Origin of the sequence: Streptomyces sp. NPDC060194 (assembly GCF_042728285.1) — a bacterium.
Taxonomy (GTDB): Bacteria; Actinomycetota; Actinomycetes; order Streptomycetales; family Streptomycetaceae; genus Streptomyces.
Genome location: NZ_JBHWZH010000132.1, coordinates 1 through 15,607 on the forward strand (window position 1 = coordinate 1; position 15,607 = coordinate 15,607).

Annotated in this window: 13 protein-coding genes; 6 read left to right on the forward strand and 7 right to left on the reverse strand. The window is 73.6% G+C overall.

Annotated elements, in window-relative coordinates; translation table 11 throughout:
* Positions 1–30 precede the first annotated feature (30 nt).
* Positions 31–2,394, reverse strand: a complete 2,364-nt coding sequence (locus tag ACFWEG_RS23420; RefSeq protein WP_387218450.1) for a penicillin acylase family protein — start codon at positions 2,392–2,394, stop codon at positions 31–33.
* A gap of 235 nt (positions 2,395–2,629) precedes the next feature.
* Here ACFWEG_RS23420 and ACFWEG_RS23425 point away from each other — a divergent pair, with 235 nt between their 5' ends.
* From ACFWEG_RS23425 to ACFWEG_RS23435, 3 genes are all read left to right on the forward strand, one after another.
* Positions 2,630–3,364: an alpha/beta fold hydrolase gene (locus tag ACFWEG_RS23425; protein ID WP_387218452.1), complete on the forward strand. Its 735-nt coding sequence runs from the start codon at positions 2,630–2,632 to the stop codon at positions 3,362–3,364.
* Between the two features lie 61 nt (positions 3,365–3,425).
* Positions 3,426–3,665 (forward strand): DUF397 domain-containing protein, encoded by a 240-nt coding sequence (locus ACFWEG_RS23430; RefSeq protein WP_387218455.1) that lies wholly within the window; start codon positions 3,426–3,428, stop codon positions 3,663–3,665.
* Between the two features lie 98 nt (positions 3,666–3,763).
* Positions 3,764–4,261, forward strand: a complete 498-nt coding sequence (locus ACFWEG_RS23435) for a hypothetical protein (protein ID WP_387218457.1) — start codon at positions 3,764–3,766, stop codon at positions 4,259–4,261.
* A gap of 74 nt (positions 4,262–4,335) precedes the next feature.
* On the opposite strand, the gene ACFWEG_RS23440 is transcribed toward ACFWEG_RS23435, so the two are convergent.
* Positions 4,336–6,270 carry an N-acetylmuramoyl-L-alanine amidase gene (locus ACFWEG_RS23440; RefSeq protein ID WP_387218459.1) on the reverse strand — a complete coding sequence of 645 codons (1,935 nt, stop codon included), beginning with the start codon at positions 6,268–6,270 and terminating at the stop codon, positions 4,336–4,338.
* 270 nt (positions 6,271–6,540) lie between these two features.
* A complete protein-coding gene (locus tag ACFWEG_RS23445) occupies positions 6,541–7,668 on the reverse strand; it encodes an aminoglycoside phosphotransferase family protein (RefSeq protein WP_387218461.1) in 1,128 nt (375 codons plus the stop codon).
* 235 nt (positions 7,669–7,903) lie between these two features.
* On the opposite strand from ACFWEG_RS23445, the gene ACFWEG_RS23450 reads away from it, so the two are divergent.
* On the forward strand, positions 7,904–9,388 hold the full coding sequence (locus ACFWEG_RS23450; protein WP_387218463.1) for a hypothetical protein: 1,485 nt from the start codon (positions 7,904–7,906) through the stop codon (positions 9,386–9,388).
* A gap of 63 nt (positions 9,389–9,451) precedes the next feature.
* Here ACFWEG_RS23450 and ACFWEG_RS23455 read toward each other — a convergent pair whose 3' ends face one another.
* The 3 genes from ACFWEG_RS23455 to ACFWEG_RS23465 form a co-directional block, all read right to left on the reverse strand.
* Positions 9,452–10,864 carry a PP2C family protein-serine/threonine phosphatase gene (locus tag ACFWEG_RS23455; protein ID WP_387218466.1) on the reverse strand — a complete coding sequence of 471 codons (1,413 nt, stop codon included), beginning with the start codon at positions 10,862–10,864 and terminating at the stop codon, positions 9,452–9,454.
* 190 nt (positions 10,865–11,054) lie between these two features.
* Positions 11,055–11,681 (reverse strand): transcriptional regulator, encoded by a 627-nt coding sequence (locus ACFWEG_RS23460; protein WP_387218468.1) that lies wholly within the window; start codon positions 11,679–11,681, stop codon positions 11,055–11,057.
* Complete coding sequence (locus tag ACFWEG_RS23465) at positions 11,678–12,844, reverse strand: pyridoxal-phosphate dependent enzyme (protein WP_387218478.1); 1,167 nt, start codon at positions 12,842–12,844, stop codon at positions 11,678–11,680. Before ACFWEG_RS23465 ends, ACFWEG_RS23460 begins: the two co-directional genes overlap by 4 nt.
* A gap of 213 nt (positions 12,845–13,057) precedes the next feature.
* Between ACFWEG_RS23465 and ACFWEG_RS23470 the strand changes: the two genes are divergently transcribed.
* Positions 13,058–14,017: a YihY/virulence factor BrkB family protein gene (locus tag ACFWEG_RS23470; RefSeq protein WP_387218471.1), complete on the forward strand. Its 960-nt coding sequence runs from the start codon at positions 13,058–13,060 to the stop codon at positions 14,015–14,017.
* Between the two features lie 34 nt (positions 14,018–14,051).
* Here ACFWEG_RS23470 and ACFWEG_RS23475 read toward each other — a convergent pair whose 3' ends face one another.
* Positions 14,052–15,080: a S66 peptidase family protein gene (locus tag ACFWEG_RS23475; RefSeq protein WP_387218473.1), complete on the reverse strand. Its 1,029-nt coding sequence runs from the start codon at positions 15,078–15,080 to the stop codon at positions 14,052–14,054.
* A 175-nt stretch (positions 15,081–15,255) separates the two neighbouring features.
* Between ACFWEG_RS23475 and ACFWEG_RS23480 the strand changes: the two genes are divergently transcribed.
* Entirely contained in the window at positions 15,256–15,399 is a 144-nt protein-coding gene (locus ACFWEG_RS23480) for a hypothetical protein (RefSeq protein WP_387218475.1), read from the forward strand.
* Positions 15,400–15,607 lie beyond the last annotated feature (208 nt).

The window sequence follows — 15,607 nt, forward strand, 5'->3', positions numbered from 1 at the left end:
CATCCGTGCCGCGGGCGGCCCGGCGGCCGCTCACTGCCGCGCCCACACCACCCTGAGGCCCGGCGCCCGCCAGATGTCCCGCTCGCAGAACCGCGACGTCACCCACCGCTCACCGGAGAACACGGCCGTCTGGTCGCTGAAGTGCCGCGAGTTCGCGTTCGACGACTGGGAGTACGACAGGACCGTGCGGGCCACCGGGCACGGCGAGCCGTCCCAGCCGACCGCCTGGATGTAGCTCGACCCCGTCGACACCTCCGCGTAGCCGCCGGCCGCCGGGTTCCAGACCCCCTCGATCTTGTTCCACACCCCGAGCGCCTCCGTGCCACCGTGGATCGGGATCCGCTTGCCGTTCCGCACCACGAACTGGTGCTCACCGAGCGGCGCGTCCAGCGCGACGCCCGCGGCCCTCAGCTCCGCCACCGCGTCGTCGAGCGCCTTCGCGAAGCCCGGGGCCGCCGTGTTCAGGGTGCGCGGCGTCCGCACCGGATCCTTCGGGTCGAACGGCACCTTCCACAGTTCCGCCGCCGGCACCCCCGCCACCAGCTTCCGCCAGAACCGGTCGAAGAGAAGCGCGCCCCGACTGGTGGTGTCCGCCTTGCGGTCCCACCGCCCGAGCACCTCGCACGCCTCCTTCCGCGGCAGCGCGGCGCATCCCTCCAGCACGTCCCCGAGGGCGAGGTCGGCCGCCGGCACCCGGTTCGCGTACTGCTGCTTCTGCAGGTCGGCGACGGTCAGCCGGCCCTTCTCCGCCAGCCCCGCCACGTCCTCGACGGCACCCCGGGTCCGCATCGACCGCTGCGTCCCCACGTTCCCGAAGACCCGCTCGTACCCCGTCAGCGGCCGGTCCGCGTTGGCCAGCCACGCACTGTCGTTGGAGTTCTCCGCGTACGGCGCGTCCACCAGCGTCGGCATCCGCGCCGGCCCCAGGATGCCCGGCTGCACGGCGTCGGGGTCGGCCCCGAGCCCGCAGGACGACGTGGACCCGTCCAGCACCGCCAGACCCGCCGACGGGTACGTCAGCCGCCCGAGCGGGGTCGAGCACCGCTCGGCCAGCTCGTTCGTGATCCGCGGCAGCACCTGCGACTGCGTGAACAGCGAACCGCCCGCAGCGTCCGCGGCGATCGTGTTCACCCACGGCAGCCCCTGCCTCCGCTTCAGCGCGGCCAGCACGTCACCCGTCGAACGCGCCTTGCTGAACCCGAGCGCGGTGTCCGAGCCGCGCAGGTTGACCGCGTTCGGGTCGTTCAACGCGTACGCGGTGCTCGCCGTCCACGGCAGCGGCAGCGTCGCCCCGAGCCCGTTCACCACCGGCCCGTACCGCGTCCACCACTGGGCCCGCGTCACCGCCGGGCCGTCCTTCACCGGCACGGTCACCTCGCGCCGGACCATCCGCTCCGACTTCCCGTCGACGAGGTACGCCGTCGGGTCGGCCGGATCCAGGGTCAGCTGGTGCAGGTTGAGGGGGGTACCGGTCGCCACCGTGTGGCTCCACGCCACCCGCGCGTTGTGCCCGATCGAGATCGTCACCGTCCCCAGCAGCGAACCGCCGGCCACGTTCAGCTCACCCGGGATCGTCTGCTGCGACTGCCAGAACCGGCGGCCGCCCTGCCATGGGTAGTGCGGATTGCCGAGCAGCAGCCCGCGCCCGTTCGCCGTCGTCCGGCCGCTGAACGCGACCGCGTTCGACCCCATCGCCCCGTCGTCCGCCCGGAACAGCTCCTCGGCCGCCGCGGCCTGCGCCTTGGCGGACGGGGCTGCCTTCGGCGCGCCCGCGGGCGGCTGGGCGGCCGTGATCCCGTCGATCCCGCGCCCCTGCCCGCCCAGCACCGAGACGGCGAACCCCTGCGCCGCCACGTCCAGTTCGGTCACCGGCCGCACCCAGGACGCGCCCTTGCACGCCGGATCCGTGACCTCGTTCTTCGCCAGCCACGCGTTGTACCCGGCCGCGAAGCCCCGCATCATCGCCTTCACGTCACCGCTCGGACCGGCCGGAGCGGGCGTCCGCAGCAGCTTCTCCACCGTCCCGCTCTCCCGCACCCCGCGGAAGTACAGGTCGCTGGAGAGGTTCCTCGACGCCGACGACAGCGAACCGTCCGGCGCCGCGTCCGCACCGAAGAACCGCGACCGCTCACCGCGGACCGTCACGTACCCCTGCGCCAGCGTGCACACCTGGTCCGCCGCCTGCGCCCACCCGGTGCCGAACCCCAGGTTCGCGTAGTCCTTCGCCAGGATGTGCGGGATCCCGTACTCGGTGTACCGGATCACCGCCGACAGCCCCCTGTCGGAGGGCCGCTCGGCCGGCTGCGCCACGGCGGACGACGGCAGAAGCGCCGCCGCGGAGGCCACGCCGACCCCCGCGACGACAAGAGCTCTCATTCGGACACGCAGAAGCAAGACAGCTCCCAACTCAGCAGTAACAAAAGCCTGCCGCCCTACTCAGCCACCGTCGCGAAGCCCTGTCAACGCCTCGCACCACGCCCGTTCGAACCCTCCCCCTCAACCCCGAGCCGATCCGCCCCCCGATCCAGCCCGACGAACAGACCCGCTCTCCTCGCGCAACAACCGTACGAAGGGGGCCCGTTCGCGCCCCGCACGCATGACACCGCCCCCACCGGGCTAGGTTCACCCCGTGAACGCAACGAACACCGTCACCGCCAACGGCCTCCAGCTCGCCTACCGGGTCGAGGGAGCGGCCGACGCACCCCCCCTGCTCCTGCTCCACGGCCGCGGCGGCGACCTCGGCAACTGGGACGGGATCATCGAGGAGCTCGCCCGCACCCGCCGCACCTACGCCCTCGACCTCCGCGGCCACGGCGCGAGCAGCTGGCCCGGGACGTACGGCTTCGACCTCATGCGCGACGACGTCCTCGCCTTCGTCGACGCCCTCGACCTCGCCCCGCTGGACATCGTCGCCCACTCCATGGGCGGCGGCGTCGCCCTGCTGCTCGCCCAGGCCGCCCCCCACCTCGTGCGCCGCCTCGTCCTGGAGGAGCCGCCGCCCCTCCTGCCGCTCGACCCGCCCCGCCCGCACCTGGAGCGCCCCGACGAGGAGCTCGCCTTCGACTGGCCGATCGTCCCCGACCTCGACCGGCAGCTGAACGAACCCGACCCGCGCTGGTGGGAGCGGCTCGCCGACATGACCACCCCCACCCTGGTCATCGCCGGCGGCCCCGACAGCCACCTCGACCAGGACCGCCTCGCCCGCTTCGCCGACCGCATCCCCACCGGCCGGCTCCTGACCATCCCCGCCGGCCACTCCGTGCACGCCTCCGACCCGGCCCGCTTCCTCGCCGAGGTCACCTCGTTCCTCGGCATCGAGCGGCCGCAGGACAGCCCGGAGCCCACCTCCGTGGCCTGTCCGTGACCAACCCCGCTCGGTAGGCTGACCGCGGACGACGATCCGGAATTCCGGAAGGAGCAGGAACGTGGCCGAAGGCATCGCGCACCAGCCGCTCGCAGGCTGGGACAAGCCGGAGCTGAATCTCGACGACGCCGACTGGCGGTCCGGGACCCAGGGCGCGGGAGACGTCCAGATCGCCTTCGTCGAAGGGTTCATCGCGATGCGGAACGGAGGCCGGCCGCAGAGCCCCTCGCTGATCTTCACCCCCGCCGAGTGGCGCCGCTTCGTGCGAGGCGCCCGCGACGGAGAGTTCGACCTCACCTGAGCACCCCGCCCGGGCGGCGCACCCCGTGGGCGGACGCATCCGCCCACGGAGCCGGGCCGTCAGGTGAGGGCGCCCGCCCGGCGACGTACCATGGCGGCATGTCCTTCCTCCGCCGCCGCCCCGCCATGCCCGCCGGTCCGGACTTCGACGTCCTGGCCATGGACCCGGGCGACTGGCCCGGCAACCTCGGCGCGGGCCTCCTGGCCGCCCCCGACGGCACCTGCCAGGGCGTCTTCCTGCGCTACGACCTCTTCGGCGGCCGCGGACCCTCCATGGTGATCGGCAACCTGCCCGCCGGCTCCCCGGCCCGCGAGCTCGCCGAGCAGCAGGTGCCCTTCGAGGTCGCCCAACTGCTCCTCGCCCTGGAGAACGACGAGGACATCGAGGTCACCGGCACCGAGGACGTCCCCGTCATGCAGGGCGACAACCTGCTGATCGTCCGCCGCGTCAAGCTCTCCGAGAGCCGCATCTCCTGCGTCCAGTTCGACCGCAGCGACGGCGTCCTCGTCACCATCGCCAGCTGGGACCGCCCCATCACCGACGACCTCTACGCCCTGCTCAAGCCGCTCCCGGCGGAGATGTTCCAGCAGAGCTGACCCCCGTACCCCCCGGACATACAGGAGCGCCACCGACCCCCGCCAGGGGGAGCCGGTGGCGCTCCTGTCCCACCTCAGCGCACCACGGTCACGTCCGCCGCCTTCACGAACGCCACCCGGTGCCCGAACTGGATCTCGTAGTACTCCTCCGTGCCGCGCACCACCTTCTGGCCCGCGGTGTCGAACGTCGCCGAGTAGTAGTACTCGCCCGGCACCTTCCCCCCGGTCACGTACCGCTGTCCCGCGGGCAGCTTGTAGACCAGCGGGGAGACCGCCTGCACCGGCACACCCGCCGGGTACGCGGACGCCTCGGGGTAGGCGCGCCCGTACACCGGGACCTCGGCCAGGCCCTCCTTCGGCGTGATCGTCAGCTCACGCGCGGAGACCGCCGTGGGCTGCTTGCGGGGGTTCTCGAACCAGGCCTTCTGCCCCAGGTACCAGATCGCCGTCCAGTCACCCTGCCGCTCGGCCACCGCGAACTGCTGGCCGGTCGAGGCGCGGGCGCCGGTGTCGTACACGTCGTTCGTCGAGTCCGCCCCGGTCGGCCGCAGCCCGATGTCCTTCACGAGCGGGGCGTCCGACCGCGGCTCGGTGTGCAGGCGCACCGACCCCGAACCGTGCGGCGCGCACGCCACCCCGTTGCCGGACTTCGCGCAGCCGGTGTAGACCGGCTTGTACTCCTGGTAGTCAGGCCGGACGGTGACGACGTCCGCCTTCGACCCGCCCTGCTTCTTGAACGGCGCGCCGATCAGGTCGAAGTAGTGCGCCCAGTCCCAGTACGGGCCCGGGTCGGTGTGCATCCCGCGGATCGTCGCGGTCGTCGTCCCGGGCACGTTGTCGTGGCCGATGATGTGCTGCCGGTCCAGCGGCACGTCGTACTTCTCCGCCAGGTACCTCACCAGCCGCGCCGAGGTTTGGTACATCGCCTCCGTGTACCAGGCGTCCGGGTTCGCCAGGAAGCCCTCGTGCTCCAGACCCACCGACTTGGAGTTCACGAACCAGTTGCCCGCGTGCCAGCCGACGTCCTTGGTCCTCAGGTGCTGCGCGATGTGCCCGTCGGAGGCGCGCAGCGAGTAGTGCCAGGACACGTACGTCGGGTCCTGGACCAGCTTCAGCGTGACGTCCCAGGTCGCCTCGGTGTCGTGGACGACGATGTAGTCCACCGACTGGCTGACCGGCCGGTCCCCCTTGTCGTGGTTACCGTAGTCGCCCCCGCCCAGGTCCTGGTACGGGGACGGGATCCACTCGCAGGCCACCGTGGACGGGCACTCGACCTCGTCCTCGCCCGTGCTCTTCAGCCCCAGCGCCCGCACCTGCCTGGCGTCGGCCTCCAGCCCGGGCACCGCCGCGAGCCGCACCTGCTGGCCGCTGTCGGTGGTCCGCGCGTCGCCCTCGCGGATCACGGAGAAGACGTCGTCGGCGTAGACGGCGGCAGTTGCCGCGTCGTCGGCGCCGGAGTAGGCGGCGACCGCCCCGTACCAGTCGGCCGGGTCGTCGCTCGCCGGGCGGCCCAGCTTCTTCTGGGCGTCGGCCAGCAGCGCCGCACCGCCGGCGACGTTCGCCGCGGGGTTGTGCCGCAGTTCCGCGGAGGAGAGGCCGGTCAGCTCGGCCGCCCGGTCCATGGTCCTCAGCCGGGCCGGGAGCTCCGACGCCTCGGGAAGGTCGGCGTGCGCGCCGTGGCGCGGGGCGCGGGAGGAGTCGCCGCGCGCGTCCTCGGAGTCGTCGGAGTGGTGGGGCGCCTCGGCGATCGCCGTGACCGCGTCGGTGAGGTGCATCGGCCCGTACCCGCCGGTGACGCTCGCCGCGCCCCCGTGGCCGTCCCACCGCGACTGCAGGTACGAGACACCCAGCAGCACGCTCTGCGGCACGTCGTACCGGTCCGCGGCCGAGGCGAACGCCTCCTGCAGCCGTCCGGACTCCGGCACCTCCGCGGTGGCCGACGGAACCGCCGCGATCAGGGAGAACAGCAGCGCGGCCGAACCGACGGCGGCCGCCGATCTCAGCGGCACACCACGCGCCGCGCTCGGGGGACGGACGGGGGTTGCTCGCAAAGCGGCCTCCAGGGGGCGGAGCACGATGCCTTGATCGTCGTGCGACAGGAGCACAGTGCTACCCGGTCCCACGACGATCCGTCAATCACCGTCCACAGCAGGGTTTTCGCACGTCAGCCCCGTCCGACATGCCCTGCGGCCGCCTTCCGCTCCCGGCCTGCGACGCGTCAGTGGTCGAGACCACTGACGCGTCGGGTGACCTGCCGAAACCTTTGCCCGGACGTGCGCTCAGCGCGTCCCCACCGCCGCCCGCACCGCCCGCCGCGCCATCGCGCAGTCGTCGTGCAGCCTCCGCAACAGCAACCGCTGCTCCTCACCCGACGGCACCACCCCGGCCCGCGCGGGGACGGGCGCCCCCTGCATGGTCCGCTGTACGGCCGTCTCGTAGGTCCTGATCTCCCGCGTCAGGACCAGCATCAGGTTGACCAGGAAGGCGTCCCGGGCCGCGGTCCCGCCGGCCTGCGCCTGCTGGCTGATCAGCCACCGGTCCGCCGGCGCGTCACCCAGCACCGACCACAGGACGGCCAGGTCGTACCCCGGCAGGTACCAGCCCGCGTGCTCCCAGTCGACCAGCACCGGACCCGCCGGCGACAGCAGCAGGTTCGACAGGAGCGCGTCCCCGTGGCAGAACTGCCCCACCCCCTGCCGGCCGCCCGCCTGCGCGATCCCGTGCAGCAGCTTCTGCAGGTCGCCCAGGTCCCGGTCGGTCAGCAGCCCCAGCTCGTGGAAGCGGGAGATCCGCGAACCGTAGTCCAGCGGCGCGTCGAACAGCCCCGCCGGCGGCCGCCACTCGTTCACCCGCCGGATCGCCCCCAGCGCCGCGCGGACGTCGGCGCGCTGCGGCGCCTCCACCGGATGCCGCTGCAGAGCCGCCACCCGCCCCGGCATCCGCTCGATCACCAGCGTGCAGTTCTCCGGGTCGGCGGCGACCAGCCGCGGCGCCCGGACCGGCGGACGGTGCCGGACGAACGCCCGGTACGCCGCTATCTCGTGCCGGAACCGCTCGACCCAGGCGGGGGAGTGGTCCAGTAAACACTTCGCGACGACCGTGCTGCGCCCGGTCGTACCGACCAGCAGCACCGAGCGGCCGCTGCGGCGCAGCACCTGCACCGGCTGGAAGTCCGGGCAGATCCTGTGCACGGCCCCGACGGCGGTGCGCAGTTGGGCCCCCTGGGGGCCGGACAGGTCCAGTCTGCCGCTGAGCGGTTGCGTGCCGGGGCCCGCGGGGCGCCGCACCCGGCCGGCGCCCGCGACCGGCGCGCTGCTCCGGGAGGGGTCCAGGTACGGCCCGCCGCTCGCGGGACGGGAGCGGAGCGGTCGGGGCGGGGCGGACACGGAGGACGATGCTGTGTACATGGGGAGACAGATCCCTTCACGTGCCGACGAGTTGCCGCGCTCCGCCCGTCCCGGTGACCGGTCCGCACCCTGGGGAGTACGGTGCCGCCCACCGGGTCGGGGAGGCGCATTCCTACCTGACACCCGATCGGCTGTGGCACACCATCTGGCGCACCCTGGCGAACCCTGGCGAATAGTCGCACCGCATCTGCCACGGGGCTAATGTCGAAATCAGCCGAGAACCTGGGGGCTTGACGTGAGCAGCGAACCCAACACCCGCCTCGCCGACCTGTTCGGCCTGGCCGGCTGGTCCAAGGGCGAACTCGCCAGGACGGTCAACCGGCAGGCGGCGGCCATGGGCCACCCGCAGCTGGCGACCGACACCTCGCGGGTGAGGCGCTGGATCGACATGGGAGAGATCCCGCGCGATCCCGTGCCCCGGGTCCTGGCAGCGCTGTTCACCGAGCGACTCGGCCGTGTCGTGACCATCGAGGACCTCGGTCTCGTACGGCACGGACGCACAGGGAGACGGCGAGACGTCGAGCAGGCGGACAATCCCGACGGCCTCCCGTGGGCGCCCGAACGTACAGCGGCGGTCCTCACCGAATTCACGGGAATGGACCTCATGCTCAACCGACGCGGCCTGGTGAGTGCGGGCGCCGCACTCGCCGCCGGCACAGTGATCACCACCGCCATGACCGACTGGCTCCACGCCGACCCGGCCCCCTCCGGCAGTCGCTCGGGCGACCCCCTGCACGCCGAACCGGCGGGCTTCGAGCGGTACGAGGCGGCCCCCGTCGGCCTCCAGGAGATCGAGCAACTCGAGTTCAGCGTCGAGGTGTTCCGCAAGTGGGACGCCCAGCGCGGCGGGGGCCTCCAGCGCAAGGCGGTGGTGGGCCAGCTCAACGAGGTGGGCGGCATGCTCTCCTTCAAGCACCCCGAACCGCTCCAGCGCCGCCTGTGGGGCGTCGCCGCCAACCTCGCCGTCCTCGCCGGCTGGATGTCCCACGACGTCGGCCTGGAACCCACCGCCCAGAAGTACTTCGTCATCGCCGCGCACGCCGCCCGCGAGGGCGGCGACCGGCCCCGCGCCGGCGAGGCGCTGTCCCGGGCCGCCCGCCAGATGGTCCACCTCGGCCGGCCCGACGAGGCCCTGGACCTGATGAAGCTCGCCAAGTCCGGCTCCGGCGAGGAGAACCTGCCCCGCACCCGCGCCATGCTCCACACCGTCGAGGCGTGGGCGCAGGCCTCCATGGGGCACGGCCAGGCCATGCGGCGCACCCTCGGCGAGGCGGAGGACCTCTTCGTCTCCGACCGCGGCGACGGCCCGACGCCCAGCTGGATGCAGACCTTCAAGGAGGAGGACCTGTACGGCATGCAGGCCCTCGCCTACCGCACCCTCGCCGAGCACGAGCCGGGCGCGGCCCGCCAGGCCCAGTACTACGCGGAGAAGGCCCTCGACCTGCGCACCGACGGACGCCAGCGCTCGAAGCTGTTCGACCTGCTGTCCATGGCCTCCGCCTGCCTCATCGCCGACGACCCCGACCAGGCCAACCGCTACGCCAAGATGGCCCTCGCCGCGATGGGCGAGACCTCCTCCCACCGCACCTGGCACCGGCTGCGCGAGATGTACCGGCTCACCGGCCAGTACGCGGGGTACGGCCACATCCAGGACCTCCGCGAGGAGATCGCCCGGGTGCTGCCGAAGGCCCCCACCGTCCCCCGCGCCCGCCAGGCCTGACACCGGGCCCACCGGCCCGGCCGACACCCGCGCCCCGCACCCGCACGAGAGACCGGACGGTGGTTACCAGCCGACCCTGACGACCAGCACGGAGGCGTCGCCGTCACGCGCCGGCGTCCCGAACTCCTCCGCGACGACCCGCACCCCGTCCTGCGCGGACCGGGCCGCGGTCAACGGGCGCGCGAGCGCCAGCAGCCGGCGGTTCGCCTCCCGACGCGGCGCGAGCCCGTCGGTGTACAGCACCAGCAGGTCACCCGGCCGCAGCCGCTCCTCGGCCTGCGCGTAGACGGCCCCCGGCGCCGCGCCGAGCGGCACCCCGTCCGGCGGCGTCAGCGTGCGCCCCACCCCGTCCCGGAACAGCAGCGGGGCGGGGTGCCCGGCCTGCGCCCAGCACAGGACGCGGGTGGCGGGGGAGTAGCGCGCGCACACGGCGCCGCCCAGCGCGGGCCGCGCGGACGCGTCGAGCATCTGGTTCAGCAACCCCATCAGCGGCCCCGGCCGGGCCCCGGCCACGGCCATGCCACGCAACGCGCCGAGCAGCATCGCCGTGCCCGACGCGGTCGACGCCTCGTGACCGGTGAGCTCACCGACGCTTAACAGCAGCTCCCCGTCACAGAGTTCGAGCGCGTCGTACCAGGAGCCGCCGAGTGCGGCCCCGGTCGGGGAGGGGAGGTACCGGGCCGCGAGCTCGAGCGACCCGTCCGCGCCCTGCGGCAGCCCGTGCGCGTCCCGCCACGGCGGGAGCACGGCCTCCGGCTCCTGCGGGACGATCCGCTCCTGGCCGGCGCGCCGGTGCTCCTGGAGGTCCTCACCCGTCTCGCGCACGGTCCGCTCCGTGCGCCGCAGCTCGCTCACGTCGCGCAGCACCGCCCACATCGAGGCGATGCCGCCGTCCGCGCCGAGCACGGGCTCGCCCATCATGTGCACGGTGCGGGCCGTGCCGTCCGACCGGACCACCCGGAACTCGACGTCGATGGGGTGGCCGTCGATCAGACAGTTCGTCACCCGGGAGGTCAGCAGCGGCTGGTCCTCCAGGTGCACCAGGGTGGGCAGTTCGTCCAGGGTCATCGGCACGCTGCCGAGGGGCCGCCCCAGGATCCGGTACAGCTCCGGCGACCAGGTGGCCTCGTCGGTGAGCAGGTTCCACTCCGCGCTGCCGACCCTGCCGAGCAGGGACCCGGTCGGCGTGGGGGAGTCCGACGCCTGCGGAACCGTTGCCCCGCGTGCGTCCCCCGCGGCCGGAGCGGCGTCCCTGAGCTGGTCCAGGTGGGCGTTCACGTCGTCGAGCTGACGCACCGCCAGCTCGCACAGCGCCTGGTGCCAGCGGCCCTGCGCCGCACCACCGGCCTCGTCCTCGGCCTCACGTCGCACGGCGTCCACGTCGGTCCGCAGCCGGCGCGTCCGGCTGATGAGCGCGTCGACCGGGCCCTGCTCCGGTGGCGGAGCGGGGCGGTCCGCGAAGACAGGGGGCGGCATGACGACTCCGATGCGGGCGCGGTACGGCCAGGTCTCGGGGGGTGGACCGCCTACGACTCTGACACAGCGGCCCGAGCCCTGTAAGGGATTTGCCCACACTGGAGCCGATGGTGCCGAAGGCATATGCTTCGGGCGAACCGATCATGCGCCACCCGAGCCGCCTCACCCCTCCATCGCGGACCGGCGGATCTCAGCGCAGGTAGTTGTACACGGTCGCCCGCGACACGCCCAGCGCGTCGGCCATCGCCTGCACCGAGTGCTTCACCTGCAGGTATCCCTGCCCGCGCAGCAGTCGCACGACCTCCTTGCGCTGGTCCGTGGCGAGGGCCGCCGGGACCCGGCCCCGTGCCGCCGCGTAGTCGGCGACCACCCCGCGGATCTCCTCGACGGTCCGTGCGCGCAGCGTCTCCGCGACCGGCCGCTCCTGCGGATCGGTCTGCGCGAGCAGCGCCAGGCTCTGCGCCACTCCGGCCAGCACGGAGACGTCCAGGTTGAGGCAGAGCGCCGCCACGTACGCCCCGTCACCGTTCTTGATGCCGATCGAGGTGCTCTTCGCCGGTCGGCCGTCGGGAAACGTGTTCGGGTAGTTCTGCACCACGCCCGGGTAGTCCGGGTCCTGGACGCGGGCCAGGCCCAGCTCGGTGGCCGGATCGCCGACCGCGCGCCCCGAGAGGTTGTTCTCCACGGCCCGTACCGCCCGCCCGGGCTCCCGCAGATCGTGCAGCACGACCTCGCACAGCCCCGGGAACATCCGCCCCACCGCGAGCGCGATCTTCTCGGCCTCCCGGATCAGCACCTCGTCCTGCTCCGTGCTCACCGCACCCCACCCGCCGCTCCGTCCGCTCCGTCCGCTCCGGGGCCGAACAGCTCGCCCATCGTCGCGGACGCCTTCGTCCCCGAGCCGGTCAGCACCACCACCGTGGTCTCACCCGGCCGGATCATCCCCCGCCGGACGAACACGTCCACCGCCGCCGCGGCCGTCGCGCTCGTCGGCTCCGCGTACAGCCCCGCTCCCGCCAGCCGGCGTACCGCCGTCACGATGTCCTCCTCGGGAACGGCGGCCATGTCCCCGCCGGACCGCCGTACGGCCCGCAGTACCTCCGGCAGGCGGACCGGCCGCCGGATCGACGCCCCCTCCGCGAGCGTCGGCGCGACCGCGACCGGCACGACGTCCTCGGCCCCAGCCCGGAAACTCGCCTCGATCGGCGCGCAGTTGACCGGCTGCGCGACCAGCAGCCGGGGCAGCCGGCCGATCTGCCCGGCCGCGAGCAGCTCGGAGAACCCCAGGTCGCAACCGAGCACGACACTCCCCGCCCCCGCCACCGTCACCACGTTGTCCGGCGCGGCGAACCCCAGGTCCTCCCACAGCTCGTACGCCAGGGTCTTCACCCCCTGCAGGAAGAACGGATGCCAGTTGTGACTCGCGTACGCCGCACGGTCCGGCCCCGTCGTCCCGGCCAGTCGCACCGCCTCCGCCGCCGTCGCGTCCCGGTCGCCGGGCACCAGCCGCACCCGCGCCCCGTACGCCCTGGCCTGCACCACCTTCGCCGGCGAGGTGGACTCCGGGGCGAGGATCGTCGCCCCGATCCCCGCGGCGGCGCAGTACGCCGCCACCGACGCGCCCCCGTTGCCCGAGCTGTCCTCGATCACCTCGCGCACACCCCGCTGCGCCAGCAGCGAGACCATCACGCTCGTCCCGCGGTCCTTGAAGCTCCCCGTCGGCGCGAACCACTCCAGCTTGAACCGCACCGGCACCGCACCCCACGCCCGCTCCACCAGCGGGGTGCAGCCCTCCCCGAGCGACACCGGGCGCGTGATGCCGCCGGGCAGCGCCGCCCGGTACCGCCACAGCGAGCGCTCGCGACCGTCCACCTCCCCCTGCGTGATGCCGGGCAGCGGACTCACCGTCAGCGGCGCCCCGTCGTCACCCCGCCAGCGATCGTCCGACAACGGATACGTACGCCCCGACCGCTCGTCCACGTACCGGGGGACCGCCCCGACTCCCACCGCCCGCACCCGCCTTCCACCCGCACCCGATCGTCCTGGACACCCTGTCCAATGCTGGAAAGAGTGTCAATGAGCCCCGGTCGGGGCACACGCCGGGACGGCCCGTAGTCTCGGGCCGCACACAGATCGGGATACGGGGCGGGGCCGGGGGGATCACCCGGAGCCGCAGGGGTGGAGGACGCAAGAATGGGGACGGTGATGCGTGTCCCGCAGACCCGGGACATGATCGGCGAAGAACTCTCGGGGGACGAGGCGCTCACGGCGCTGCGCCACTACGGCGGCCGCAAACTCCTCTTCGACGCCTTCGCCCGGTTCCGCTACGCGGACGGCTTCAGCTTCGCCCGCTCCCTCGGCTTCCAGGCCGTGCTCGGCATGGTGCCCTTCACCGTCGCCCTCGTCGGCGTCACCGCCACCGTCGACAACGAGGGTCTGGGCAAGCTCATCGAGCTGACCCTCGGCCACATCGCGCCCGGCGACAGCACCGAACTCATCAAGGAGGCCCTGCGCGACACCCGCGACGCCGCGGACTCCGACACCGCCGGAGCGGTCGCCATGTGGCTCGGCCTCGGCTTCGCCATCCTCAACCTCGCCTCCGCCATGGGCCAGATCGAACGGGGCTGCAACCGCATCTACGGCATCGAACGCGACCGCCCCTTCCTCCAGAAGTACGGACGCGGACTGCTCCTCGCGCTCGCCGCAGGAGTCCCCCTCTTCCTCGGCTTCCTGGTGCTCGTCGCCGGCGAGGCGGTCGGCGACTCCGCCGTCCAGGCCTGGAACATGTCGGAGTCCTGGCTCGACTGGTGGGGGCCGCTGGAGATCCCGGTCGGCGTGCTGCTGGCCGGCATCGCCTCCGCCGTCATCTTCCGCTGGTCACCCCGCCGCGACCAGCCCGGCTACACCTGGCTCGCCTTCGGATCCGCCGTCCACCTGCTCCTGTGGATCGTCGCCACCTGGCTGCTCGCCCTCTACGTCGGCGAGAGCGGCTCCTTCGGCGCGGTGTACGGCCCCCTCACCGCCTTCGTCGCCCTGCTGCTCTGGGCGAACCTCACCGGCATCGCCCTCTTCCTCGGCATCGCCTTCGCCGCCCAGCTCGAAGCCGCCCGCGCCGGCCTCACCGTCGCCGTCGGCCCCGACCCCGGCCCCTGAAACCGGGACCGGGGCCGAGGGCAAGGCGCTCACGTCAGCCCAGCACCTGGGTGATCTCGCTCCGGCCCGCGCTGTGCACCAACCGCGCCCGCGCCCCGTTCACCAAGGGCAGATACGGCGGCACGTGCCCGCACTCCACATCGGCCACGACCGGCACCCCCAACGGCCCCAGCGCGTCGAGCACCGCCTCGTGCTGCGTCATGCCCGACGCCCCGGGCGCCGCGGTGCGCCCCACGACGACCGCGTTCGCCCGATCGAAGAACCCCGCCAAGCGCATCCCGTGCAACTGCCGGCAGATCGCCGACGCGCCCTCCTCGCACGCCTCGACGTAGACGATCAGCCCCTCCGGAGCATGCGCCTCGGCGAACGCCGACACGTCGCCGTACACCGTGCCCGCCAGCGGGGAGACCGTCTCGACGCACCCGCCGATCAGCCGCCCCGCCACCTCCACGTCCCCGCCGCCGTCCAGCCGCGTCCACCGCCCCGGGGTGTCCAGGACGACCGTGTCCACCTCGGGGTCCTCCGCCCAGTCGTCCCAGCCGGTCGTCCGGTGCCGCCCCGGCGGCCGCTGGGTGAACTCCGCACCGTGCGGCAGCGCGACGACGTCCAGCCACGACAGCAGCCCTTCGGGCGTCCGGTACGGCGTGTCCATCAGGTTGTTGCCGTGCAGGGTGGCGTGCCCCGTGAGCAAGGTCAGCGCCGTCATGAGCGTCGAGACGTCCGAATAGCCGACCAGCCACGTCGGCTCCGCCGCCCGCAGCCGGTCGAAGTCCAGCAGCGGCAGCACGTCGATCGCCAACTCCCCGCCCCAGGGCGGGACGACCGCCCTGACGTCGGGGTCGGTCAGGAAGGCGGTGAGCTCCGCGGCGCGTTCGGCGGCGGGCGCACTCACCAGCCCGTCTCCCGCCATGCACTGTCCGACGACCACCTCGTATCCGCGCTTCTCCACCGCCCGGATCGCCGCGTCGAGCCGCGGGCGCAGCGGCTCGGGCACTCCGGAGGAGGGCGAGGTGACGGCGATGCGGTCGCCGGGGCGCAGGGGTGCGGGGAAGCGAGGAGTCATGGCCGAAGCCTGCCACGGTGATCGTATTCGGCGACAGCGCGTTTACCACTCCCCACCGCCCGTGCATCGGCCACGACGGAGGGGGTACCCGCTCGTGGAGAGCCGGACCAGGGACTTCCCGCCGGACCTCGGCACAGGTTCCGCATCCGAGACCCACCGGACCCCAGGAGGCTCCATGCCGATCATCGACCGCATCAAGCGCTTCGCCCGCAGCCCGCAGGGGCAGCGCGCCATCAGCCAGGGCCGCCGCGCCGCCGCCGACCCGAGGCGGCGCGCCCAGGGCCGGCGCCTGCTCGCCAAGTTCCGCGGCCGCCGCTGAAGCCCACCGGGCCGTCCGGACCGCGCGGTGACCCGCCCCGCGCCGCCCGAGCGCACCGGCCCGGCAGCGAGCGCGACACCCCACCACCCCCGCGCCCCGGGGGCCGACCGCACCGGCCCGCCCCCGGGGCGGGGGGGGGGGCCCCCCCGGCCGCCCCCCCCCCCCGCCGGCCCCCAAATATTAGTGGGGGCCCCGGGGGGGGGCGCGG

Coding starts and splice junctions, on each gene's coding strand:
- ACFWEG_RS23470 (WP_387218471.1), top strand. CDS start 13,058: ATGGGGACGGTGATGCGTGTCCCGCAGACCCGGGACATGATCGGCGAA.
- ACFWEG_RS23435 (WP_387218457.1), top strand. CDS start 3,764: ATGTCCTTCCTCCGCCGCCGCCCCGCCATGCCCGCCGGTCCGGACTTC.
- ACFWEG_RS23475 (WP_387218473.1), bottom strand. CDS start 15,080: ATGACTCCTCGCTTCCCCGCACCCCTGCGCCCCGGCGACCGCATCGCC.
- ACFWEG_RS23480 (WP_387218475.1), top strand. CDS start 15,256: ATGCCGATCATCGACCGCATCAAGCGCTTCGCCCGCAGCCCGCAGGGG.
- ACFWEG_RS23455 (WP_387218466.1), bottom strand. CDS start 10,864: ATGCCGCCCCCTGTCTTCGCGGACCGCCCCGCTCCGCCACCGGAGCAG.
- ACFWEG_RS23445 (WP_387218461.1), bottom strand. CDS start 7,668: ATGTACACAGCATCGTCCTCCGTGTCCGCCCCGCCCCGACCGCTCCGC.